Source organism: Cryobacterium sp. Y29, assembly GCF_002929825.1.
Taxonomy (GTDB): domain Bacteria; phylum Actinomycetota; class Actinomycetes; order Actinomycetales; family Microbacteriaceae; genus Cryobacterium.
This window is the reverse complement of the sequence record NZ_PJJN01000017.1, coordinates 1-23123: the sequence shown is the minus strand read 5'-3', so window position 1 is coordinate 23123 and position 23123 is coordinate 1. Positions and strand designations below refer to the sequence as shown.

Below are 23123 nucleotides of genomic sequence, written 5' to 3'. Positions count from 1 at the left end.
TCTCCGGCATGCCTCCGATTCTCGAGCTCCAACGCCCCTGATGAAGGCCGGGTTGGCCCTACCAAGATCCCTCAGGAATTTGTGCCCGCTCAGGGTTCCTCATGGCGGGCGCGCGTCCACGGAGCAGTTTTGAGCAGCCGGATGACGCGAGGGCGGTCGTCAGTCACCGCTCATCATTGGAACGCTCGTGGTTGCTTTCCGGATTGTGTCCTTCTGACCGGACGATCGTCCCCGCGACTACTCGTCGTCAAGTAGTCGCCGCACTTCGGGAGAGAAAAGCAAAACATAGGGGCTACTCTTCAAGATCTCGATCGATGCGCTTATCCCGATTCGTTCCAGAAGTTCACAATATTCATGCCAGGGAAGCCGCTCTCCAGCATCCTCTACGATTCCTTCATCGGGCAGCAAGGCCATCGAGACGTGGTACTGCAGCTCGGATTCCATCAACTGCCCCTGACGGCCCTCAGGGCGGTAGCTTATTCCAAACCCGCGATCACTCCGAAAGGCAACTTGCGAGGAATCGTCAAGGCACGCAAATTCTTGAAGCGAAAAAGAGAGCGAGCCCTCAGACGTTTGGTCTAATGAGCACGAAACGCCCAAGCCAATTACGTGCATCCCAGTTCATCCCCATCCCTGTTTGTCCAAGCCTAACTATTCGAACCAAGTCAGTCCAAGGGCCCCGCTCCGAATGCTGCTGTCTCGGAATCTAGAACTTCATCAGGTATTCGAATCGCAAGGACGACTGCGACGTGCACTTTTGTGATCTGCTCCTTTGAAGCGCGATAAGGCCGTCCCGTACAAGGTTCCCTATCCGGGGCCACACAATTCAACGGATCTCCGACTCACACCAGTACGGTGATGGGCATGCGCCCAACGGAAACAGTTCATGCGGAACCACGGATTTCAGTTGAGTTTCCTACCTATCGCGTGAACTTCTGGCAGCGACAGTCACCGAGGATGGCGTGGAACTTGGACGCCTATGTCCTCACTGACGTCGGAGACGTCGAGGAGGTGCTCCGATGGGTCGAGGAGCAATCGCGTGGGCGTCGTTTCGAACTGTTTGCTGAGACGGACGACGAACCGATGACCTCCTTCGAATCTCCGCGAACTACCGGGCTCATCCGCTTGCTCGGAAGTAAACCGAATGTCGGCGTCCCCGCCGAAATCGGACGGTTCGACTAGATCTAGCTCGTGGGACCAGACCAACAGGGTGCTTGACAGCATTCCTGGCTCGTAAATCCGGGGCAGTATCGATTCGCCGGCCACGGCCCACAAGCGTCCCCCGTAAGAGGTTCGGCTTTTGACGGTCACAAAACTTCAGCCTGCGGAATGTCCCCCAGCTTGTGGGACATTTGTCCAACGGCCTGTTGGACAATTGCGCGAGGGCTCGACAGGCACGCCGACAGTACGTTCCCGCTGACCGTTCCCCTTGCGGATCGACTGTTCGCGTGTCCTGCTCGCCGTCCGGCTTACGAGACGCCTGCGGCCGCCGTGGGTATCGAGGTATGGCACAAATCGAAGATGATGACCGTTCGGCCGAAGAGCCTGCCCTCCCGGCACCGCGGCAGGATCATTTGATCGAGCAGCGGTTCATGTACCAGATGGGCGGGACCGTAAACGACTGGCCGACCCTTGTTCTCACCAGGAATGAGCACACGGCGTCCGCCAACGCGTGGCGCGAGGCGATTCCCCTCGCTAGCGGAACGTTGGATGTGACCAAGGGGCAGATCAAAGATGCTGCACGCAGCATCTATGCTGATCACGCAGAGATTCTCAACGAATTGGGGCCGGGTTGAACGAGTTCGTCTCGCTAGGAATGAAGCGCAACCGTGGGTGGCCGTGGCCAGACTCGTCANAACGAGTTCGTCTCGCTAGGAATGAAGCGCAACCGTGGGTGGCCGTGGCCAGACTCGTCATACGGCCTGGGCCCGATGTTCGGTGAAGACGGGTGGTGTCGCGACTGCGGGATGCCCCTGCGCGAACAGCAAGGCTCGCTCACCCTCAAGCGCACGGGTATGGCCACGATCTCGGGCGGATGGGTGCCCTACTGGCAGTACGACCTCATCTGCCTCGAGCAGTCGCTCGCTGACGAGGCCGCCGCACGCTTCACGCTTGACCTCCGGCCGCTGGAATGGCGCGGATTCTCGCCGGGCAGTGCGCAGCAAATCGTGATTCCGACCGTCGGCACCCAGTGGTTCGACGCTGACGGGCTTCGTACCGCGGCGATTGCGCGCCACGGCTCGGCCGGGGCTCGGTGCCCAGGCTGCAACCGGTGGAGATGGATGCCGGTCCCGGTGGCCCTCCTCCCTCCGTTTCGCATCGAGCCGCCCCTCGGCGATGTCGACATCGCGGCGAGCCCTGAGTGGTTCGGGGACGGCTGGAACAACTTTCGTGAGGTCCTCGTCCGCAGGGAACTTGCCGAACTGCTCGCAAAGGCAAGTCCCCGCGACTTCGACTTTGCCGAAGTCAAGATGGCCTCCCCACGCTGAAGTACTCCGGGAGACCTCAAAGCTCTGGCGTTGAGGTGACCAAAGTCGTCGAGCAGATCAATGAAGCGCAACGCGGGTTGCCGCGACTTGCGCCGGCATTCGGGCTGAACCAGACATTTTGCCAGAATCCCCTCCTACTAAGGGTTCCCTTGTGAAACGAGGCGCGAGCCCAGCCTTGAATCTGCGACTTGGCCCAGATCTGTGTCGTTCAAGGTCCCCCATCTGACACTTGTGAAAATTTCCGACAATTTGGTGCACACGGAGGGCACGATTGAGATGGGTGCTTGCCCAAGGAGGGCACGGCCTGTAGCTTTCGAAAATGACGACTGGCCGCGTAACACCGACAGGGAACCGCCGCCTGCCCTCGTGGGCCGTGGCATCGATGGGCGCTTACTTGGTCGCAGTTGCCGGGCTCGTTGCAGCGGTATCCGTGATGCGTGCCCTGGAGCTGGGCGCTGGGACGGGAGCATCCGAAGGGCTGGTTTTGGTCCTCGTCGTGCTAACGCTGCCGCTATCTACTGCGTACTATGTCGTCGGTTCTCTGGGGTCTTCGCAAGGGTCAGGGGCTGGAGGATTTGCCGTCGGAGCGCTGTCCATGAGTGCGGCCCTGTACTACTTGGGGTTTTTCGTCCTAGCTGCGATCGATGCTGCCGTGTTCAGATGGATATTCCTCAGCACTCGCCGACGGCGGCGCCGGCTCAACCGACGCGCTAGAACCCGCGGAGACCGCGCGAGCCAGAGGCCTGGCAAGGATCAGACCACAAACGAGGCCAGCGACGGCCACTGGAAACGTCACCAAAGCGGCAAGATGCGGGAACAGAGAATTGTCGAACACTAGCGTCAGGCCGCCAACCAAAACGGCGGGGCTGGTCACGAGGATGCAGGCCCAGATGGGAGTGCGCATCATCCGAGCCCAGCCGGCGGCTACGAGGAGCGCAGCCGAGGCGGCATAGATCTGGCGCTTCCCCACACGGTCCGACAAGATTGCCTCAGTAGTGGGCTCGAAGTACCCGGTCTTGTCCAGGCCTGTGTACATAAGGGCAACTCCGATCACGATGAGCGCCGACCACGCCACAAGCAGCCCCACCCACAATATCCGTCGGCTCCATCCGGATACCGCCATCGCGCCTCCCCTGATCGTTGGGTCGACGATATCGCGCCGGCCACCTGAAGTCTCTGCCCCAATTCTGGTCGGAAAGCGGGGGGCTTTGGGCGGCGCGCTGCCCTTGGAGACACCGCGATGGAGCGTCCCGCATCGGGTTCCGCTTACGGGCAACTCGCCCCGCCAATCGACTTGAGCGGAATCACGTTTCAACGCGCCCGCTGGACGTCCCCTTTGCGGGCGTCCACCATCGAACCAGTTGGGACGATATGTTGTGGACATGCCTCGGCCGCCTTCATTTCCGTTCCGTCCCAAGTCCACCGTCAACCTGCGAATCGGCGACCTTCTTGAAGTTCGTCGAGAAGATGGGCGCTGGGGATGTCTTCAGGTGACAGATTTGAAGGAGTCTGGCCCGGGCTCAAGGACGAGCCTCGTCGTCGGCGTCCTGCCTTGGGTTGGCGGCTACCCTCCAACCTCAGCCGAGGTTGTCGGCATGGCCGTCATCGAGCAAGGCCTGACACACACCGATATTTTCACTGAAGGGCGGCTCAAGGTTGTGGGGCATTCTGACGCTTTGCCGTCGGGATTGGATTCAAATTATCGGGACAATCACATAGGAGCCCGACATAAGGTCTGGGGATGGCGCAAAGCGATAGAAATGTCGCAAACGCTAGTCCCATAGGGCGGAATTGTCTTCCCGTTGACAGCTTTCAACCAATGTTCCATAGGGCGTTCCCCTCGCGGGAATGGAGCCTGGCGTCCTGCGGGATGACGTTCGACGCCCGCAGACTACTGGCGGCGACCGATGAGTGGGATCACCGCCAATGCGAGCATCGGGATGTAAATGAAGACCATCGTCTGCGTCGGGATGAGGAGGAGCGTTACGGGGTACGCGAAGGCGCTCAATGTGAAACTCAAGATCAGTGCGGTGAGCAGAAATACCGTCAGTAAGACAGTGCAGATAGCTGATACCCGGTGCCGGTTTGGCCCCCTCGTGAGAAGCGGGATGAGCGTGAGTGCCAGCGGAGGTAAGACGGACGGCAGGATCTTCACAGTCAGGTCCGGAGGTGACAGAAAGATCTCCATAAGGACCACGAGCAGGGCGAGGGCGAAGGCCCATATCTGCAGTCTTCGATTGCGGTGTGAGACCAGTGGAGGTCCGGCAAGATCCGACTCCTCGACCAGGTCTTGCATGGCCTGGGCTGCCACGATGGACGGCGTGCCGAGCTGGTGAAGGATCGTGCCTAGGTCCGAGTCCGCACGTTCGAGAGCGTCGTGGATGTGAGTTTGGATGCCGTCGAGGACGTCGGCACGATATTGCTTGGGCACACTCGTCAGTTCTGCGGCGAGCTGCGCCAGGTAGCGGGTCTCTTGTTTCGAAGGTGGGTTGGTGTTCAAGTTCATGGCTTTGTCTCCAAAATGGTGTCAACCGTGCGTCGAAACGGACCCCACACCTCCGAAAAGGCCCGCAAATTTTCGCGGCCGAGATCGGTGAGCGTGTAATACCGTCGAGGGCGACCGACGTCGGATTCGCTCCATTCCGTCGTGACTAAGCCCGATCGGCGCAGTCTGGATAAGAGCGGGTAGACGGTACCTTCGCCGGCGAGGAGTCCTTGCTCACTGAGGCGCCGGGCGATGTCCAGGCCATACCATTCGCCGTCGCGCAGCAGCGCGAGCAGGCAGAATTCTAAGACACCCTTACGGAGGTTTGTGAGGACTTTATCTTCGGCTATACCCATGCATAGCAACATACCGGGCAATGCAAGGCATCAGCAAGCGACGCCCGTACACTGCGAAATTTTTCGCCCGACACCTCGGCGCTGCGTGGCGAGACTGACCGCACCGAGGTGGCCAGTGGTAGCCGTGCCGGTTTGTGCACTCGTGCCACGCCTAAATCGATCGGCGGGCATCAGCGTCCCGTAGTGGGTTCCGCTTGCGGGCCCTTTTTTCTGAAATGTTCTGAGGTTAGTGAGGGGATGGCCCGGCAGATTGCAATGTGGCAAGGGGGTTCCTAGTCTGGTGCCATGAAGGATCTTGGAGGCCGGCTAACGCCTGTTTCGAATAAAGAGTGCAAGCGCGATATCGGTGTTCGGGTGCGCTACGTCGGCACCTACGAGCCAATCGATCGGGTGAACGTGGAGGCGGCCGAGCCGGAGGACATCGTCCCGAGCCAGGAACCCCTCGATACCGACGTGTGGTTCACAGAATGGCAGGTTGCCGAGGACAGTTTGGACGTTGCACTTGACCAACACGTCGACTGGTCGCTGGTGCCCATGGACCAGAACTGGGTTTCCCGCCTCTTCGCCGGCCGCCGCACGATCCCCTTGCAGCTCGACACCTATGCCGACGCCGTCCGCGACCCTTTCGACCGGTCGGATCGGACGCAGCTGTCCGGTCGCGTTGCCCGAATTGATCAGATCTCGGTTCGCTACCACCCGTCGAAGGATCCAGAGGAACGTGGTGTTCTGGTGCCGGAAACAGGGGGCGCCATGCAGCACAGTGTTCTGAGCTTTCGCCAGTCGTGCGGTCGTCACGGAAAGGTCGTCGGCTGGATAGTCCGCCTGCGTGAGTAGTCGTTACGGCGCTTTCTCGTGTCTCGGTCGGGGTTCCCAAGTGACACGGCAGCGGCGCGCGCGGCCGCCGGGTGGTTTGGCCCCAGATCTGTCGCGCTGGCCGTCCGGCCTGTGGGACGCCAGATGTCAGGATCGCGAGAACTGTCGCAGTACAGGCCGTCGTCGATCAGAATTCGTAGATCGCGGCGAGCTCATCCGACAGCAGCACTGTGTGCGGAAAGTCGCACAGTGCCTCCGTGTCAACCGAGATTCCCCTCAGCTGTGCGACCTCGGCATATTGTTCCTACGGAAAGGAATCGGGTTTCGCGGCGTCATCCCCCTCACCAGGTTGAGGACTTCTGCGATCACGTCGGCTGCGGAGCGTTTCCAGGAGACGGCGGATCTCCGGGTCAGATCGTCTGCCATGTCGGGCGATCGCGTTTCAGGCGCATGTCCGAAGTTACGACCCGCGTCGTGGGGGAGCTGGCGGGGATGTCATCGTGTAACGGCCGATGCGCCGGGTGACGGCGGACACTGCTCAGATACTGAGATCGGCGTAGTCGGCCTAGGCGGCTGCTGCGTTAAGCAGGTACGACTTCGGTGTGGGGGAGTTGGATCGGCAGGCGGCGGAGCGGCGGGCGAGTTCGAGGTCCTAGTTCGTGCGGCCGCGGTCGTGGCCGGACGTCGTGTTTCCTTCAACCGGTTTTTGGATGCGGGCGACACTGACTAGTTGTGTCTTGCCGATTGTATTATCTGCATGAGACAATAGTAAACACACAAAGGAGCGTGCATCGTGGAACTACTGACTGACCTCATGGAAAACGTGACCCAATCAACGTGGCTGGTGTCCGGTGTTCTCATCGCTCTCTCGATTGCCGTCCTTGCGTGCGCAAGACTTACTGGTCCTCGACAAGTGGCAGTTAGGCGACTCGTTTCTTCGATGGGCCTCCCCGTTGATGAGGGAGCCGAACAGGCGGTCAACACTGCACAAGGTCGACGTGTCGTCGGCATCGCGATAGGTGGCATCGTCGGCACGGTCTTGGCAACTTTGTTCGTATGGTTGGTGGGTGCTGATCGCGGAGGGCCAGCACCTCTTTTTCTCATCGGGGCCTACGCCGTCGCGGCCTCAGTCGGTCGTGCCGTGGCGTCAATCTCCGGAGAGGCGAAGAAATTAGTCGGGACCGACCATGTTGCCCACGCTCGGCTCAGACTTCTCGGCGACTATATCCCCTGTTGGGAACGGGGTGCCGCCCGAACAATGGTGGGATTGTCCGTTGTCGCCCTCACCGTTGAAATGGCAATGCCTTGGATCAGGACGGACGTTTTAGGGCAGGTCTTTCCTGAGATGTTCAGCGTCGCAGCGACGGTAACCTTTCTCGCCGTTGTGGCGCTGATCGGATTCGAGGTTGGGGGCAGACTGATATTGCGAGTGCGTCAGAGACAGGGATCAGAATTGAGTTTGGTGTGGGACGACCTGCTGCGCTCCTCAGCGGTCCGTGACCTGGCCACCGCTGCGTTTCTTTTGGGAACGTTTGGAGTTTTCTTTGCTGTTCAGGAGGTTGTGCGGGCCATGAACCCTATGAATCCTCCGTTTATCGCGTCCGCTGCGGGCTTCAATCTGGTGGGCACGTTCGTGATCATCGCGGTTGTGGTGGAGTCTTTGCTGTCCCGCCCTCAGCAGCACATTCTCCGTCGTCGGTACCCTGATCTGGTCGGCGTAGGCGCCTAATGATCCTCCGAATTGATACAGATTCCCCGACACCGCCGTTCGAGCAACTACGGCTCCAGATAATCTCCATGATTAATACTGGCGTTCTCGTCCCCGGAACGCGTCTACCAACCGTGCGGGCACTTGCTGCGGACCTTCGGTTGGCACCGAACACAGTTGCTCGTGCTTACAAAGAACTTGAAGAAGGCGAGTTGCTGCAGACCAGAGGCCGAGCCGGCACGTTTGTTAAAGCCGATATAGACACGGTGGCCCATCACGCGGTCCAAGCCGCTCACGACTACGCCGGCCTGATGAGAAAGTTGGGGGTTACAAGCCATGATGCCATTTCCTACATCACTGCCGCCGTGCAGAACTCAGGCTTGAGCGCGACAACAGATTCCCGCCCGACTCCTGTGCGCCTTGAGGTTACCCCCGATACCGGGCGATAGGTAACCCCGGAAGTCGCGATCGGTTGAATCCGCCCACGGCCCCAGGAACACTCAGGCGAACAAGAACACCGACCGTCTCACCCCGCCGCGCGTTCCCCTTGCGGGCCCGCCTGAGCGACTTGCCCCAGGGCCCTGCAGCAGTTCGGCTGTCGCACAGCGTCCGTGCACCGGAAACGTGTTGAAATTGATCTCGGCCAACGTAGCTGCACAGGTGTGGTTCGATCAGGTTTGAAACGAAGCTTCCAAACTGGACTGACGGTGATCCTCATCGCCGTCGCCTTGCTTTGTGGCATCCCCGTTGCCGCTGCCGCCTATCAGGCAGGAGTCCCGGACTATCAGTGCGCCATTTCCCCACAAATACCGGATGGTGGTGTGCGTGAGCGCGGCGCTTCTGGCACCTTTTCTGTCTGGCCTGTAGGACTGGAATGTCGCTATTTCGATGCAACCGGATCGAAGTTTGTGGTCTCGCCCGGCTTTTTCGCCACCGGGCTTGGCATCGGGAGCCTGACAGCATTGGTGGCGCTGACCGTGCTGTCTATCGTCGCCTGGGTGCGATCGATCCAATCACGCAGCCGTGTACTCGACTTGCCTGGTGGACACGAACCGTCTCGCTGAGGGTTCGGCTTACGGGCTGAGTGAGGCCCTTCCATTTTATGAAGTCAGCGCGATGAACGTGCGGACGTATGACATTCTTGCCCGCCGTTGTCGCGTGCGATTGAATTGGTGTTGTCAGGCACGACTGCATGGGTTGCCGTGTTCGACATCCAGGGCGTAACAGCGAATGCCTTCGATTACATTCGTGTATCAATACACGAATGATAGGGCGCTGTCAGGCGGGGTCGGTGGATCATGAGGGAATGAAGCAGAAATGCACTGCGGCTCACGTAGTCGCAGCGATCGCTGTCGCGATACTTTTGGCTGGGTGTCAGCAGACCGGGCCCGAAAATGGGAACGGTATAGGCGAGCCAGATGGTGTCCAGTCTGGTGAGACCGCGACCTGGCGAATTAGTAATCCCACTGATCTGGGCCGGGACAGCACGAGTATCGAGGTCGTCGTTACCCGACTTAGCTGCTCTTCCGGTATTACCGGCGAAACCCTAGCCCCTGTCGTGACATACAAGTCAGAGCAAATCACGATCCGGATTGACGTTGCGCCTTTCGGCGGCGACGCGGCCGATTGCCAAGGTAATGATGCCGTCCCTGTAATTGTCCAACTCGACCAACCTCTCGGGGAACGCACACTGATCGACGGCGGATGCCTGCGCATCGATGCCGCCGATACCGCCGCTTGCGAATCCGATCTGCGGTGGCCAGGATGACGCAATCCAGCGCCGCGATTTAATCATGTCGCAATACGCCCCCGTAACCTCGGATCATCGAATTCCTGTGGATCACAGACCTAACGCTGCGCTCACAGAAGCAGTTTCACGTCCACCACGTAGATTTGACGTCCCGTAAAGGGTTCGTCTCACGGGCGCATCGATTTCTCATCGGTTCAGCTCAAACTGAACCGTTCACCTCGGTGGGACAAGTGCCAGGGACCACGAAGTGATTCAGCGCGCTTTACGTTCCGATTGGCGGCATTATCGCCCTGATCCTCGCGGCAGGACTGATTGTCACGAGCGGTGTCCTGTCATCATGATGCGACCTGCGTCAGATGAATACCATGCGACTATCGCACTGATCAGCAGCCCCGCGCTGCGACAGCACCGGTAAAGGCTCGCTCTTGTCGCCGTTTTTTCGCGGCTGCTAAAGCGTGATGCCGTTCCCTGTCGGAGAGTACCTCGGCGGCTGCGGGCCGCTTGAGGTGTGTGCCCGCGACCTGATGTACGTCAGCATACAAGAGGCACTTGCGACGAATGTCAGGATGCCGATAATTCCACCGAAACCGTTGGATCCGATCACGGGGCGCGCGATCGAAATCAAGCATGGCCGAGCACGAGACGTCGGACGCGCTGCCAGCCAGGCAGAGCGAGACATCGCCATGAAGCTCGACAAGAACACTGGCATTGAAACAGTCGAATGGCACTTCTTCATCAGTCACAACAACACCCTCGGACCGGACGTTGCTCTCCTTGAACGGCTTAACTGTCTCGGCATCCCTTTCACCCTTTGGGTAGCCTGAGGCTATGTGGGACACCATGAGCGCTAGTCGCGAAAAACGTGAGGAATTGCACGACGCGTATGTCGCCGGTTTGGAGCCGGCGCTCGAGCGTCTTCGGGCTCGATTGAACGCACCCGACGAACCACAACTCGACGGCAGCGTGGTGAGCTTGGACGCCGTGAATGAATGGTTTCTGACTCACATCAACGAAAGCCACGAAACGGAGACGACGGATCTGCCGTCCTGGTGGGATCCGTCGAAACCGACGGCAGAGACTGCTGAAGGGCAGAATCGACCGTTCACGTCAGCGCAACTTGCTCTGATTGATGAGGTCCAGGCGTATCTCGGTGAAGTCTTGAGTATCGCTATCCCCGGTGCGCGCTGGGTGATCTATAAGGGCCATAAGCGCGATTTCAGGAATGGGCTGACGATGCTTGAGGTGGGAAAAGGGCGGCCTCTTCCCGTGCGTGATGTCGTATACAAAGAAGCCCTCGGCGTTGTACTGTCCGGGCGAGAGGTGGCAGTTGACACGTTGTCGTCATGGGTGCGGGAAAAGGTGGCCGCATTGGCCTGACTCAGGCTTGGCACCGTGAGAGCCATCTGCGTGCGTAGCGCTCAACTGGACCAGCATCCCTCGGCCGAGAACAATTTCTCAGGATTGGCTGCCCGGTCAGGGTTCGGCGTACCGATCTTATGTCGCAGCACCTCAGGACTGTGCCATTCTCAAGGAATGGATTGGCCTGCATCTGAACCCATCATTACTGCGCGACTTTTGTTGGAACCGCTGTCGGTGGAGCATGCGCCTGCGATGATCGAGGTTCTGGCCGACCCTTCGCTCTATGACTACATTGGCGGAGAAATACCGTCACTGGAGCTGTTGGAAAAACGCTTTGCCGCGCAAGCCGGTGGGCGCTCTGATGATGGTTCGCAGTGGTGGTTGAACTGGGTTGTGACTAAGCGAGACGTAGGCAGACCGGTCGGGTACGTGCAGGCAACCGTTGAAGACGACGGGTCGAGACTCGTGGCCGATATCGCTTGGGTAATTTCACCGAACTGGCAAGGGCGAGGGATCGCATCGGAGGCCACTCGGGCGATGGTCGCCTGGTTGCGATCAAACGGAGTCCATCGCCTCACAGCGCACATCCATCCGGACCATCAGGCCTCTATGAAGGTGGCACAAAATCAAGCCCTACACGCGACGTTTACTAAGAAAGATGGTGAAGTTCGCTGGGAATCCTACCAACCGTCGACTGCCCGTTAACGGTTCCCAAGTGACACGGCAGCGGCGCGCGCGGCCGCCGGGTGGTTTGGCCCCAGATCTGTCGCGCTGGCCGTCCGGCTGACGGCACCCTTCGTCAAGCTACATTCGGAGTCATGTGGAGGACTTTTGTGCGACAGGCGACGGCCGACGACCTGGAGTTTCTTTAAGCGATCGAGAATGAAGCAGATGCGCTATTCGCGACAGTGTTCTCGATAGTCGACTGGCGGCCTGCTCCTTCCTATACGACGCCCTCACTGCAGAGTGGCTTCATCCTCGTGGCCAGCGAAAATCCGGGATCGGACCCGATCGGGTTTGCCCATGTCCTCGAAGTCCCTGGCAGCAGTCATCTCGAGCAGCTGTCGGTCATGCCGTCGGCGGCACACCGCGGGCCTGGGCGCGCGCTCGTCGAGGCAGTCAAGAGCGAATCACGACTGCGCGGATGCAAACGGGTTACCTTGCGCACGTTCACGGACGTTCCATGGAATGCGCCCTTCTACTTGAGCTGTGGTTTCATCGAGCGTGATCCCGATTCTGATTTTCTTCGTGATCTGTCAGCGGCAGAGCAACAGCGAGGACTTGGGTACGGCCGGCGTATTCAAATGAACTTCGACCTGACTGATGAGCTGCCCCGATAACCGTTCCCCACTAGGAGCCTCTGGCGGGGGTGCTCCCAGGTCACCGCGAGCGGAACACGATTCGCGGAAATCAAGCTCTCGACAGCCCCCATCCTCCGGCGTCGGTTTCACCGGGCTTCGCACCGCCCGCGCCATAGCAATCGGCGCAGGGCCTTATTTGGTTTGGCCGTCGTGCGCTCGGCCACCGCACCACCGCCGTCTAGAAGTCAGTCACTTTCTTGGCAGGCCACGCGCACCTTGCGGGAATACGATCTCTCTATCGGGCTTCCCGTCACGTCGGCAGCCCGCGACGCACCGCCTCACAGCAGCGTCGAAGCATCGCTGCACCACAGATTGACGTCGCTGCGATGCGGCGGCTAATCGTCAAATTGTGACCCCGACGACACCGTTTCTCATCCAGCTAAAGCACACAGGGAGCATCAATGGGCACTGACGACCAGACCAACACATGCAGTTTCCACATGAGCGGTGCGCTGCCAGCAGGTGGCGACCACCTCGGTGGCACCTTCGGTCAGTCGCCGACCCTGGACAGTTGGTACCCGCAGCGTCTCCGGGTTGAGCTTCTCCACCGGAACGGCGTAGACGCCGACCCGCTCGGCGCGGACTTCGACTACGCGGCGGCTTTCGCCACGATCGACCTCACGACGCTCAAGTCGGACATCAAGCGACTGCTCACCACATCGGTCGAGTGGTGGCCGGCGGACTACGGCAACTACGGTCCACAGATGATCCGAATGGCGTGGCATGCCGCCGGCACGTACCGAATTGCCGACGGCCGTGGCGGAGCGGGCACCGCGATGCAGCGGTTCGCACCAATCGGAAGCTGGTGGGACAACGGCAACACCGACAAATCACGACGACTCCTACAGCCGATCAAGCACCAGTACGGCAACGCTCTGTCGTGGGCCGACCTGATGGTCTTGACCGGCAACTGCTCCCTCGAGTTGATGGGCCTGCCGACGTACGGCTTCGGTGGTGGACGACTCGATGCGTGGGAACCGGACGACGGCACCTGGTGGGGCCCGGAGGTCTGGAACCCGCTCGCGGTCGCGAGCCCTGACGAGATGGTGAGCCGCGACGAACGCTGGCATGGTCAGAACGGCGACGCGGGCTACGACTTGCAGAGCCCCCTGGCCGCGTCGCACCAGGCGCTCATCTACGTCAACCCTGAGGGGCCCTATTCGAACGGCGACCCGCTGGGCTCAGCACGCGACATTCGCATCACGTTCACGCGGATGGCGATGAACGACGAGGAAACGGTGGCATTGATCGCCGGTGGCCACGCGTTCGGTAAGAGCCACGGCCAGGTACCCGCATCCGACATCGGACCATCACCCGAGAAAGCCCCGATCGAGTCGATGGGGCTCGGTTGGCACAACCCGGTGGGTACCGGCAGTGCCGAGCACACTTCGACCAACGGCATCGAGGGCAGCTGGACTCCGAACCCGACACAGTGGGACAACGCCTACCTCGAGAACCTGTTCGCGTACGACTACGAGCAGACGAAAAGCCCGGCCGGCGCGCTGCAGTGGACACCGACTGACTCGGAGGCGCCGAAGACTCCGGACGCCCACGTACCCGGTCAGATGTACCCGCTCATGATGATGACCTCGGACATCGCACTCAAGGTCGACCCGGAGTATCGGGCCATATGCGAGCGTTTCCTGGCCGACTTCGATCTGTTCACCCTCGCGTTCTCGAAGGCCTGGTACAAGCTCACGCACCGCGACATGGGGCCGAAGCACCGGTACCTCGGCCCGGAGGTCACCATCGCCGACGACCTGCTCTGGCAGGACCCGCTCCCGGACGCAGCAGGATCCTCACTCGACGAGGCCGACGTGGCAGCGCTCAAGGAAGCCGTCCTCGCGACCGGGCTGTCCGTGTCCGACCTCGTCTACACGGCGTTCTCCGCAGCCTCGACCTACCGCGACAGCGACAAGCGCGGAGGGGCGAACGGTGCCCGCCTGGCCTTGTCGCCGCAGAAAGACTGGGCGGTCAACCGACGCACCGTCCCAGTCATCGACGCGCTGCGGAACGTGCAGGCGGTTTTCACGGCGACGTCGGGAGGACGGAAGGTGTCTCTCGCCGACCTCATCGTCCTCGCCGGCAGCGCCGCCGTGGAGCAGGCGGCACGGGCGGCAGGATGTGACGCCAGCGTGCCGTTTACGCCAGGCCGTGTCGACACGACGCAGGAGTTGACCGACATCGAGATGTTCGAGTGGCTGCGACCCATTGCGGACGGGTTCCGCAACTTCGTGTCCGAGCGCTTCGAAGAGTTTGCTCCGGGCGTCGCGCCCGAGGCGGCATTCCTCGACAAGGCGAACCTGTTCACTCTCACCGCACCGGAGTGGACCGTCCTGCACGCCGGGCTCCGCGTGCTCGGCAGCAACTGGGACGAGTCCGACGTGGGTGTGCTCACGGATCACGTCGGAGCCCTGACGACCGACTTCCTCGTGAATCTGACCGACACCGACCTCATCTGGACGAAGGACGACGAGACCGCGATGACCTTCACTGGTCGGGTTCAGGCGACCGGCGAGGCTCGCTGGAGGGCCTCCCGAAATGACCTGGTATTCGGCTCGAACGCGCAACTGCGGTCGATCGCCGACGCCTACGCGGGCAGCGACGGGCAAGAGCGGTTCGTCCGCGAATTCATCCGCGTCTGGTCGAAGGTCATGATGCTCGACCGCTACGACGTCAAGGGCCACAAGCGTTACGGGGCGATGGCCGCCTGACCCCGGAGGTCGCGTCCCGTCGAGGCCTTGACCGAAAGACGCTTGAGGCCGCGAGCCGAACGTTGCACGGATTGATCAGGCTGGGGACGGCCAAGGAACCTCCGCGGGCAGCACGTGGTCGACCACACTCGCACCTCGACGGCCTGCGAGGGTGGACGGGCCGCTATGCCCTGGAAGCCGTTGCCCCCAGTGTAGAGACGCCGGCCGGATTTGCTTTGGCCTCGGGTCGCGAGAGGGTGCCGCTGATGTTCTCTGTGGCGGCTCGTAAGGCCTGAGCCTTCCGGGGTCATGTCCCGCTGAGGAATGCGCGTGACCGGTAGAGGCTCGGCTTACGGGCGTTCGTGAGCAAGCCAGCCGCGCGTTGGCTCTCCCATACAGTGAGGGCATGTCCCAAAATGTTGTCTTGATCCGTTCTGCTGAGCTTTCCAATGTGGCTCAGTATGCCTACGCCGCAACAGCTCCCGCTGAGGCGCGCCTCATCTTTCTGGCCGGCGCCTGCCCGCTCAATCCGGATGGCAGCACCGCAGGAGTCGGAGACTACTCGGCGCAGGCCAGCAAGGCGATGGAAAACCTCGTTATTGCCCTGCACGCAGCGGGCGCCCGACTCGATGATGTCCTGAGCACACGAGTTCTCGTCGCCTCCTCTAACCAGAGCGACCTCGTCAAGACCTGGGCAGTCGTTCGCGAGGCCTTTGGAACGCATGACGCACCGAGCACGCTCATAGGCGTCACCGTCCTCGGGTATACGGATCAGCTCGTCGAGATCGAAGCCGTCGCTGCTGTGATCGACTGACGAGGCCGTCCCGCAGGGGGTTCGGCTAGCGGGCGATTGTGACAGCGATATCGCTCCGTTCGTTCGCGTTTGGAATGACGAAAACTGCCAGTACCGCGCAGCATACAAAGACTGCGCCACCGACCGCGATCGGTAGCGGCAAATCAACGAGGGCAAACACGCCGCCGAGACCGGAACCGAGCGCAAGTCCGACGAGACCGAGTACGCGTGACGCGGCATTCACCCGTCCTCGGAGAGCGTCCGGAACGAGACGCTGTCTGATCGATGTTGCACAGATACCCCACACCACGGCGTGAAATATATAGATCGCGAGAAGCGCCGCGGCAACAGCGCCATTCGTCGCTATTGAGAGCGCGAAGAGCGAAGCCGCGCCAGTCGCCAGACTCGCGACAATCGTCCACCGGTATCCGATCCGCCCGCGTACCCTCGAGGTCGTGAATGATCCGACCAGCCCGCCTAGCGCGGATAGGGAGAGGATTACCCCGTAGCCGAAGCCGCCGAGATTAAGTCGCTGCTCAGCGAATAGAACGAGAATCGAGAAGGGGAGCATGTAGCCGACGCTCGCAAGGGCACCAATCAGTGCGAGCCCACCGACGGTCTTGTTCTTGGCCAGCCAGCGGGCACCCTGCATGGCCTCACGAAAAACCGACTGACGCTGCGTATGATCGGTGTCATTCGTTGGATCAACGCGTCGGATAGGGAGCGCCAGCGCAATGAATCCAGCCGCAGCCCAGAGCCCGCCCATGGCGAACATGGGCGCAGCGGCAGCGACGGCAAATAATAGTCCGCCAAGCGGTGGGCCAGCGAACTCGTCAGCAAGCAGCTGTGCTGTGGAGATACGACCATTTGCACGATCCAAGTCCTGATGCGGGACGATCGATGGCATGAGGGAAACCGCTGCGTTGTCCGCGGCGCTCTCCAGCGTTCCGATGACGGCAAACGTGCCGTAGAGCAGTTGAAGCGTACCGACTTCCAGCTGCACGGATACAGCCAGAGCGACCACAACGAGTCCTCTGATGAGGTTCGCGCTCACTAGCAGGGTGCGCCGATCGATCCTGTCAACCCAGACACCGATGGGCAGCGCGACCAAAAGTCGCACCAGGGCGTATGTCGTCGCAAGACCTGCAACTAGTCGAGGATCGTCGGTGAGTGATGCTGCCAGGAGTGGCATTGAGATAAAGGCGACTCCATCGGCGAGATTCGAGGCGGTGTTCGCGCTCCAAAGCACTCGAAATGGGCGGCCGAGCGACATGATCACGAGTCTATGGCAGGCAAGCACGACGCCGAGTCGCCACAAGAATTCCGCAGAAGGTTCGCTTTAGCGACCTTATGTCTCCGGGCCTTAGGACTGTGCCATTCTCAAAGAATGGATTGGCCTGCATCTGAACCCATCATTACTGCGCGACTTTTGTTGGAACCGCTGTCGATGGAGCATGCACCTTCAATGATCAAGGTTCTGGCCGAACGTGCGCTCTATGACTACACCGGCGGAGAAATACCCTCACTGAAGCTGCTGGAAAAACGCTATGCCGCACAAACAGTTGGGCACTCTGAAGATGGTTCGCAGTGGTGGTTGAACTGAGTTGTCATTAAGCGGGACATAGGAGGACCGGTCGGTTACGTGCAAGCAACCGTTGAAGACGATGGGTCGCGACTCGTGGCTGATATCGCTTGGGTAGTTTCACCGAAATGGCAAGGGCAAGGGATCGCGTCTGAGGCCACTCGGGCGATGGTCGCCTGGTTGCGATCAAGCGGAGTCCACCGCCTCACAGCTCACATTCATCCGAACCATCAGGCCTCTATGAAGGTGGCACAGAATCAAGCCCTATACGCGACCTCATCGAAGAAGGATGGTGAAACTCGTTGGGAATCTCAGCAACCGCAGAGCGCCCGATAAAGGTTCCACATCTGATCCAGACAGACCTGGTTACGGCTGGCGGGAGGATGAGGTGATTGTGGGCGAGCACGAAACAACGGCGCTTAGCAGGTAAAGCCACCTACGCCGTTCCAGGTGCGGCAGCCGGTGCCATCAGAGGCATCATTTGCATCCCCCCCGAACCCACCGCCGCTGGTAGAGCCGCCTTCACCACTGGACGTGCCGCCACCAGTAGAGCCGCCAGTGGATCCACCACCTGTAGAGCCCGAGCCATAGCTGGCAGCCTTTCGGGCCGCAGCGGCGTTTGCTGCGACACGTGCGGCTTCAGCCACCCGAGCGGCCTCAGCGACTCGTGCTTCTTCAGCTACACGGGCGGCTTCGATTTCGGCAGCAATACGTGTAGCTTCGATTTCAGCTGCGATACGGGCAGTTTCGTCCGTCTGGAACACAGCGAAATCGCTCGTGAGGGTTGCAACGCTCGTGGTGAGCGCAGCAGTGGTGGTCTTGCTCGTGGTGACCTGAGCTGTAATGGCTTCGGCCTGGTCACGGCCGGCGCAGGTCGTGTCTGCGGTGGGGCTCTTGCTTTTTACAAGAGCCGCGTTGGCCGCGTCAACGTCGCCGATCAGGTCGGCGCCGCTGGCACGTGCAGGCTTTTCGTCGCTGGCCGTCACCGCAGCAACGGCTTCGACCCCGTCGACAGCGTCAACACCCTCGATACCCTCGCTAGCGGCGACAGCTGCAACAGCAGTTACTGCATCAACGGCGGTGACTTCTTCGACAGCGCTGACGGCTTCGACAGCCGCGTGTGCCGCGTAGTCAGTGCTCGTTCCGGCACCGTCGGGGAGTTCGAGCACAGCAACAGCAACGAGGGTCTCGTCGGCTGCGCTGATGGCAGTGCGTGCGTTCGTGGCGGCACGGGTGCTGTCCGTGAGAGCGACAGCACACAGGCGCTCCGTCGCGGCAGCGTAGTTTGTGACGCCGATGGCGGTTCCGGTGATGCCCCCAGCCACGAGGACGACGCTGGCCGCCAGCATGGCGATGACCTTCTTGTTGGACAGCAGAGTTTTGACGCGTGCGCTGGCGGTCAGGCCGCCGTCAGGGGTGGTGCCGATGGGCGTAGTGATTTCGTCAGGCATGGTCGTCATCTCCTTATCGAGGTGTGGGGTGGTTGGTTAGTGTGTGGTTGGGTCAGGCTGGGAGTTGGCGTGTAGCAGGTGTGTAGCTGTTGAACCGGGTGGCCAGCTACTCGCCGAAGCCTGGGCAGAGAGCCCAGAGACCAGCTTTAGCGTTTTCGGCGTCCATCTTCGGTACCGAGAGCGAACTGTAGTTATCGTCGCTGTAGGCGAGGCCTGCTTCGGTCGCAGCCCAAAAGTACGCAAAGCTTGTGAAATCACCGTTCTTGACCTTCATATCTGTCGGGTCTTCAGCAAAGTACTGCTTCGCGAATGCAAGCGACTCGTCATAACCGCACTCGCCCAGAGAGGGGGTGACGATCCCGAGGTCTGCACTGATCGATATTGGGATCTGTCCGGCGTAGTTATTAGCTTTGGCCGACAATGCGCCGGCCTCGACGAGAAATGTGCGCGGGTCCAGGACCTCAACAACCTCGATATCCTTGGGATTGCGTGCCAACGATGCTTCAAATCGTTCTTCGCTTATTTTGACTGCGCTCTTATCAGTCGACGGCGTGGAGGTTTCTGCGGAGTTCGAGACTCCATCAGTGGAGGGGGTGGGGTCGTCGTTCGTGCTCGTGGTTGCCGAGCAGCCAGCGAGGAGGACGGTTGCGAGGACGAGCAGGGCAGCTGACGTGGTCTTCATTAAGTTTCTGGGCATGGTCAAGGATCGCTTTCTGCTTACTGATCTTTCAGGGAATACGCAGCCCCACACTGGCCTTGCCCCCCGGTTAGCGGACACGGGTCAAGCGGCGAGTTGAACTTCCGCGGTCTGTGACGAGTATTGCAGTTCGAAGGCGACGGCGCTGTCATAGCCGACGCCTGGGCGGCCCCGGAGCTCGGGCGCGCAGGCTGTTACCGTGCGTGTCATGGCCGTTTCCAGGCGGCTGAGTTGCTCGGTGAGGTGCTGGATGCGGGTGGCAAGTTCACTCATCAGCATTCGTTCGACGGTGCTGGGCAGCAGCAGGGCGCAGGCCCGGCTGAGGGCTGTGGTGCTGATCGCGCAGTGCTGGCTCCGCGCCGACAACGAGGCCTGTGAGCTGGTTGATCGCTGTCGTTTGTGCTTTCACTGCTGACGATTTCACCAACCGCATTTGGCGGAGGTCTTCGGCGTCACCGATACCGGTTTTCGGCGTCGCCAAGGACCGGCCGGCGATGACTGCCCGGGCCGCGGCTTCGGCGTCAACGGCATCTGTTTTCCCGGCTGTGCGCCGCAGTGCTCGGTCTGGTTGATTCACCTCGAACACTGTCACGTTCTGAGTTTGGAGGTACTTCATCAGCGCGAAAACCGTCAGAGCCGGTGCATTCGATACCGGCCGCGTTCACGTCCCCGGACCGGTGGGCCCACTTCAAAGTGGCCGCGTAGCCATCGCGTGTCGTCGGGAAGCTGTGGGTCGCTAGAAGAACTCCCGTGATCGTTAGGATCGCCGCGACGTGGACATCCTTGTGTGTGTCTACGCCAAGGATCACCCCTTCGCCGTGAAGCGCTGGCCGCGACTTTCGGGGGTGCTTCAGAACAGGTGATCTCATGGCTGCCTTTCGTGGGGTGTTGACGAGCAATTCCACGAGAAGAAGTCAGTCAGGACTGTGACGATCCACGCAGGCAGCGAACGCCCACGGAAAGGCCCCTATTGGGACATGGCTTGGCCAGGTGAAACTTCAGGCACCAGACCCGGTCGCGGCCGACAGATCAACGCAAGGACACGCCGGCGATGAGGCCGGCTGTGAATCCCAACACGGGTCAAGCCGCGACCCAGCCTGATGGGTTGATCGTCTCACAGTCCCAGCAAATTCCGGTCAATCCCATCGAGCGGGTGACGCCATTCTTTATCGCGAACGCGGTGATTTGGGCCGAGGTATATTGGGTGCCGCGTTCGCTATGGAAGATGACGTGCGCCGGCCTGTCTCCGCGCAGTGTCATGGCCATCACGAGGGCGTCCTCGATCAGGTCGGTCCTCATGTGGGCTGCAAGAAGCTTCCAATGGCTCTGGAAACGCCCACCAAAACATCACACTGACCACTTTTTGCCGACGCGCCATTTGTCCCGCAAGAGGTTCGTCCTATGGGTGGGTGTGGGTAACAAGTCTGCGGATAGTCGGCCGGTGGGGATCGCTCGCGTGCCCGTCATGGCAACTCCCGGGTAGCCGAGTGATATGGCGTGGTGTGGGCGCCATCCGCTTTCCACTCGGAGCAAAGTTGCTGCCTTCGTCACGTTGGCCTCCGGGTAGATCGTTGCCAGGCAGCTCCCGAGCCCGCGGTCGCGGTCGCGGCGCGAATGACCGTTTGGATTGCTTTACCGAGATCGAACTCCGTGTCCTGAAAGCCGTTGTCGGCCTAGAGGAGAACAAGGGTGCACGGCGCGGACGCTAGATGCTGCGCATAGACCCCCAGTGCGCCGAGTTTATCGAGAGCCCCTGAAACCGCGACATGTACCCGGCTCCTGCGCGCCAAAGAATCAGCTCTCTCGAACAGGTCTTAGTTCAGGTTGAAGGACATTCGACCGATCTCGTCACCAACCATCTCTCCAGCAACAAGCTCGACCTGCGTGGTCGTGTCGTCGAGTTCGTAAGCGATTGCGTTCGACAGGGTGCCGCCCGCCTTGATGTTCTCCGTCTGCGTGTCGAGGAAAGCGTCATCGGGAAGTGACCCCACGTCCAGCGTGTTCTCTCGGTCGGGGTCGTTGTCTTGGAACGCCTCGAACGTGTAGATGAACTCCATCGGCGAGATGTCCTCGTCTGAGGTTCCAAGATTCGTGGTGTCGTACCAAATGGCGAGCACGGGAACGTCACCGTACTCATTTCCGACTTCCCCCACAGGGATTACCCGGTAGTCGGTAATGGCGATTTTGACCTCGTCGGTGGTGAGGACACCATCTACGAAGGAATCACCAGCGGGTGCCTCCTCCTCCGGGACATCAACCTCGACCTCAGTGCCGGTCGTGGGAGCCGCATCCGGCGTAATGGAGCCGCTGCATCCAGAGAGCCCCAGCGCAACTAAGATGACGAATAGAGCAACGGGGGCGAGGAATTTGTTCATAGCTATCATCCTGCCGTAGCCCGCTCACTCAAATCTCCACTACCTGTGACGTGTTCGGGGGCCGATATATGTGCGCGCGCCAGGTCACCACCACGCTCGGAGGCAGGGCTCACAGCCGGTCGAGCACGGTCGGACGCGGAATCCACGCTTGATTTCGACGTCGAGATCGTACAACTCGACGATCGTCGTATAAACCCACACGGGATCCGACTGACGCATCGAGGGCTGCTTCAGAGATCTGCCACGCTGGATCCATGAAGAAGATCATCGCGCCTGTCGTCCTCGTCGCCGCTCTTGCGTTGACCGGTTGCGGTGCGGCGGACGCCGCGCCTGCCAGTACCGCCCCTACTGTCGCTGATGAGGCCAAGCCCATCGAGGAAGTGCCCAAGGCTCCCGACCTGGAGGGCGACTGGAAGCAGAGCAACTCGCAGAGCGAGGCCGACTTCATGACGGCCGCCATCACCGATGGCGTCACCAGCATCGACTGGGAGCTCGGTAGCGAAGACATCACCGCCGTCTACTGGGTGGGCACGTTCGAGGCCCCGGTCGATGCGACCGAACCTCACACCTGGACCTCGCAACGGAACGCTGCGGCGACCGACACTGCGATCATGGCGTCGACAGACGACACCAAAGAGTTCACCTACGAGGAAGGCCTCATCAGCTTCACGGTGAGCATCCAAGGCGAGTCTGCGACCGTGGAAATGAATAAGAACTAGCTGTCGCCCTTGGGCGCGTAGCCAGAAAAGCCCATCGTTGCGACGACCGGTTGAATCCGCCGTTCCTCTTGCGGGCAGTCCGTTGTGGGGTCGTGCCGGGAGCCATGTCGCTCGACGATCCGGTTGCGCTACTCCTAGCACCGGTGTCCGCGCACGCCTGAACCACCATCTCGGATAAAACAAGAAAACTAGACCAATCCACTCCTGCTCTATAAAGAAAATGTAAACATGTCTTATTTGTGTCGAAAGGTACCAAATGACTATCTCGATCCGACTCACCGACGAAGAAGAAGAACGCCTCGATCAGCTCGCACGTCGCACGGGCCGCTCGAAGAGTTTCTACGTTCGCACAGCGCTTCACGAGCACCTAGCCGAAATGGAGGATGCCTTCACGGCCGATGAATCACTCGACGCTTGACCTGCCGCGGATATCTCGGACAGTGGGCCCTCTTAAAATGAGGGATCACTGAAAGTCGAGATCAGCATGACCGC

Annotated in this window: 28 protein-coding genes; 17 read left to right on the top strand and 11 right to left on the bottom strand. The window is 60.5% G+C overall.

The annotated features are described in order from the left end of the window. Positions 1–957 precede the first annotated feature (957 nt). From CXY74_RS00625 to CXY74_RS00615, 3 genes are all read left to right on the top strand, one after another. A complete protein-coding gene (locus CXY74_RS00625) occupies positions 958–1182 on the top strand; it encodes a hypothetical protein (RefSeq protein ID WP_233193074.1) in 225 nt (74 codons plus the stop codon). Between the two features lie 323 nt (positions 1183–1505). Next, entirely contained in the window at positions 1506–1796 is a 291-nt protein-coding gene (locus CXY74_RS00620) for a hypothetical protein (protein ID WP_104198632.1), read from the top strand. Between the two features lie 81 nt (positions 1797–1877). After that, positions 1878–2489 (top strand): hypothetical protein, encoded by a 612-nt coding sequence (locus CXY74_RS00615; RefSeq protein ID WP_146069993.1) that lies wholly within the window; start codon positions 1878–1880, stop codon positions 2487–2489. A gap of 631 nt (positions 2490–3120) precedes the next feature. Here CXY74_RS00615 and CXY74_RS00610 read toward each other — a convergent pair. The 3 genes from CXY74_RS00610 to CXY74_RS00600 form a co-directional block, all read right to left on the bottom strand. Then, positions 3121–3612 (bottom strand): hypothetical protein, encoded by a 492-nt coding sequence (locus CXY74_RS00610; RefSeq protein WP_146069992.1) that lies wholly within the window; start codon positions 3610–3612, stop codon positions 3121–3123. Positions 3613–4380: 768 nt separating this feature from the next. After that, positions 4381–4995, bottom strand: coding sequence for a hypothetical protein (locus CXY74_RS00605; RefSeq protein WP_104198629.1), 615 nt, complete (start codon positions 4993–4995; stop codon positions 4381–4383). Further along, positions 4992–5330 carry a PadR family transcriptional regulator gene (locus CXY74_RS00600; RefSeq protein WP_104198636.1) on the bottom strand — a complete coding sequence of 113 codons (339 nt, stop codon included), beginning with the start codon at positions 5328–5330 and terminating at the stop codon, positions 4992–4994. The genes CXY74_RS00605 and CXY74_RS00600 overlap by 4 nt, the downstream gene beginning before the upstream one ends. A gap of 285 nt (positions 5331–5615) precedes the next feature. Between CXY74_RS00600 and CXY74_RS00595 the strand changes: the two genes are divergently transcribed. The 4 genes from CXY74_RS00595 (at position 5616) to CXY74_RS00580 (ending at position 8915) form a co-directional block, all read left to right on the top strand. Then, complete coding sequence (locus CXY74_RS00595; protein WP_146069991.1) at positions 5616–6164, top strand: DUF6578 domain-containing protein; 549 nt, start codon at positions 5616–5618, stop codon at positions 6162–6164. A 793-nt stretch (positions 6165–6957) separates the two neighbouring features. Next, positions 6958–7872 carry a hypothetical protein gene (locus CXY74_RS00590; RefSeq protein ID WP_146069990.1) on the top strand — a complete coding sequence of 305 codons (915 nt, stop codon included), beginning with the start codon at positions 6958–6960 and terminating at the stop codon, positions 7870–7872. Further along, positions 7872–8300: a GntR family transcriptional regulator gene (locus tag CXY74_RS00585; protein ID WP_104198626.1), complete on the top strand. Its 429-nt coding sequence runs from the start codon at positions 7872–7874 to the stop codon at positions 8298–8300. The genes CXY74_RS00590 and CXY74_RS00585 overlap by 1 nt, the downstream gene beginning before the upstream one ends. A gap of 258 nt (positions 8301–8558) precedes the next feature. After that, complete coding sequence (locus tag CXY74_RS00580) at positions 8559–8915, top strand: hypothetical protein (protein ID WP_104198625.1); 357 nt, start codon at positions 8559–8561, stop codon at positions 8913–8915. Positions 8916–9421: 506 nt separating this feature from the next. Here the strand turns inward: CXY74_RS00580 and CXY74_RS00575 are convergent. After that, on the bottom strand, positions 9422–9646 hold the full coding sequence (locus CXY74_RS00575) for a hypothetical protein (protein ID WP_104198624.1): 225 nt from the start codon (positions 9644–9646) through the stop codon (positions 9422–9424). 410 nt (positions 9647–10056) lie between these two features. Here CXY74_RS00575 and CXY74_RS00570 point away from each other — a divergent pair, with 410 nt between their 5' ends. The 6 genes from CXY74_RS00570 to CXY74_RS00545 all read left to right on the top strand — a co-directional run bounded on the left by CXY74_RS00570 (position 10057) and on the right by CXY74_RS00545 (position 15828). Continuing rightward, positions 10057–10425 (top strand): hypothetical protein, encoded by a 369-nt coding sequence (locus CXY74_RS00570; RefSeq protein ID WP_146069989.1) that lies wholly within the window; start codon positions 10057–10059, stop codon positions 10423–10425. Positions 10426–10429: 4 nt separating this feature from the next. Continuing rightward, complete coding sequence (locus tag CXY74_RS00565) at positions 10430–10978, top strand: hypothetical protein (RefSeq protein ID WP_146069988.1); 549 nt, start codon at positions 10430–10432, stop codon at positions 10976–10978. Between the two features lie 156 nt (positions 10979–11134). Continuing rightward, on the top strand, positions 11135–11665 hold the full coding sequence (locus CXY74_RS00560) for a GNAT family N-acetyltransferase (protein WP_104198621.1): 531 nt from the start codon (positions 11135–11137) through the stop codon (positions 11663–11665). A 203-nt stretch (positions 11666–11868) separates the two neighbouring features. Next, a complete protein-coding gene (locus tag CXY74_RS00555) occupies positions 11869–12300 on the top strand; it encodes a GNAT family N-acetyltransferase (RefSeq protein WP_255409503.1) in 432 nt (143 codons plus the stop codon). Between the two features lie 422 nt (positions 12301–12722). Further along, positions 12723–15035, top strand: coding sequence for a catalase/peroxidase HPI (katG, locus tag CXY74_RS00550; protein ID WP_104198619.1), 2313 nt, complete (start codon positions 12723–12725; stop codon positions 15033–15035). 385 nt (positions 15036–15420) lie between these two features. Further along, positions 15421–15828 carry a RidA family protein gene (locus CXY74_RS00545; protein ID WP_104198618.1) on the top strand — a complete coding sequence of 136 codons (408 nt, stop codon included), beginning with the start codon at positions 15421–15423 and terminating at the stop codon, positions 15826–15828. A gap of 25 nt (positions 15829–15853) precedes the next feature. Here CXY74_RS00545 and CXY74_RS00540 read toward each other — a convergent pair whose 3' ends face one another. Then, positions 15854–17080, bottom strand: a complete 1227-nt coding sequence (locus CXY74_RS00540) for an MFS transporter (RefSeq protein WP_104198635.1) — start codon at positions 17078–17080, stop codon at positions 15854–15856. A 114-nt stretch (positions 17081–17194) separates the two neighbouring features. Here CXY74_RS00540 and CXY74_RS17630 point away from each other — a divergent pair, with 114 nt between their 5' ends. Together CXY74_RS17630 and CXY74_RS18335 are read left to right on the top strand one after the other, a co-directional pair. Then, positions 17195–17410, top strand: coding sequence for a hypothetical protein (locus CXY74_RS17630; RefSeq protein WP_199183096.1), 216 nt, complete (start codon positions 17195–17197; stop codon positions 17408–17410). A gap of 6 nt (positions 17411–17416) precedes the next feature. Next, complete coding sequence (locus tag CXY74_RS18335; protein WP_370446108.1) at positions 17417–17725, top strand: GNAT family N-acetyltransferase; 309 nt, start codon at positions 17417–17419, stop codon at positions 17723–17725. Positions 17726–17808: 83 nt separating this feature from the next. Here CXY74_RS18335 and CXY74_RS17415 read toward each other — a convergent pair whose 3' ends face one another. From CXY74_RS17415 to CXY74_RS00505, 6 genes are all read right to left on the bottom strand, one after another. Next, positions 17809–18840 carry a hypothetical protein gene (locus CXY74_RS17415; RefSeq protein WP_158252251.1) on the bottom strand — a complete coding sequence of 344 codons (1032 nt, stop codon included), beginning with the start codon at positions 18838–18840 and terminating at the stop codon, positions 17809–17811. 106 nt (positions 18841–18946) lie between these two features. Continuing rightward, positions 18947–19543 (bottom strand): hypothetical protein, encoded by a 597-nt coding sequence (locus CXY74_RS00525; protein WP_146069987.1) that lies wholly within the window; start codon positions 19541–19543, stop codon positions 18947–18949. Positions 19544–19621: 78 nt separating this feature from the next. Then, positions 19622–19810 (bottom strand): hypothetical protein, encoded by a 189-nt coding sequence (locus tag CXY74_RS00520; RefSeq protein WP_104198615.1) that lies wholly within the window; start codon positions 19808–19810, stop codon positions 19622–19624. Then, positions 19803–20153: a hypothetical protein gene (locus tag CXY74_RS00515; protein ID WP_104198614.1), complete on the bottom strand. Its 351-nt coding sequence runs from the start codon at positions 20151–20153 to the stop codon at positions 19803–19805. The genes CXY74_RS00520 and CXY74_RS00515 overlap by 8 nt, the downstream gene beginning before the upstream one ends. Before the next feature lie 464 nt (positions 20154–20617). Then, positions 20618–20836 (bottom strand): hypothetical protein, encoded by a 219-nt coding sequence (locus CXY74_RS00510; RefSeq protein ID WP_104198613.1) that lies wholly within the window; start codon positions 20834–20836, stop codon positions 20618–20620. 515 nt (positions 20837–21351) lie between these two features. Further along, positions 21352–21912, bottom strand: coding sequence for a DUF5067 domain-containing protein (locus tag CXY74_RS00505; RefSeq protein WP_104198612.1), 561 nt, complete (start codon positions 21910–21912; stop codon positions 21352–21354). 254 nt (positions 21913–22166) lie between these two features. Between CXY74_RS00505 and CXY74_RS00500 the strand changes: the two genes are divergently transcribed. Beyond that, complete coding sequence (locus tag CXY74_RS00500) at positions 22167–22631, top strand: membrane lipoprotein lipid attachment site-containing protein (protein WP_104198611.1); 465 nt, start codon at positions 22167–22169, stop codon at positions 22629–22631. A gap of 256 nt (positions 22632–22887) precedes the next feature. Further along, positions 22888–23049, top strand: coding sequence for a DUF6290 family protein (locus CXY74_RS00495; protein WP_104198610.1), 162 nt, complete (start codon positions 22888–22890; stop codon positions 23047–23049). Positions 23050–23123: the final 74 nt, after the last annotated feature.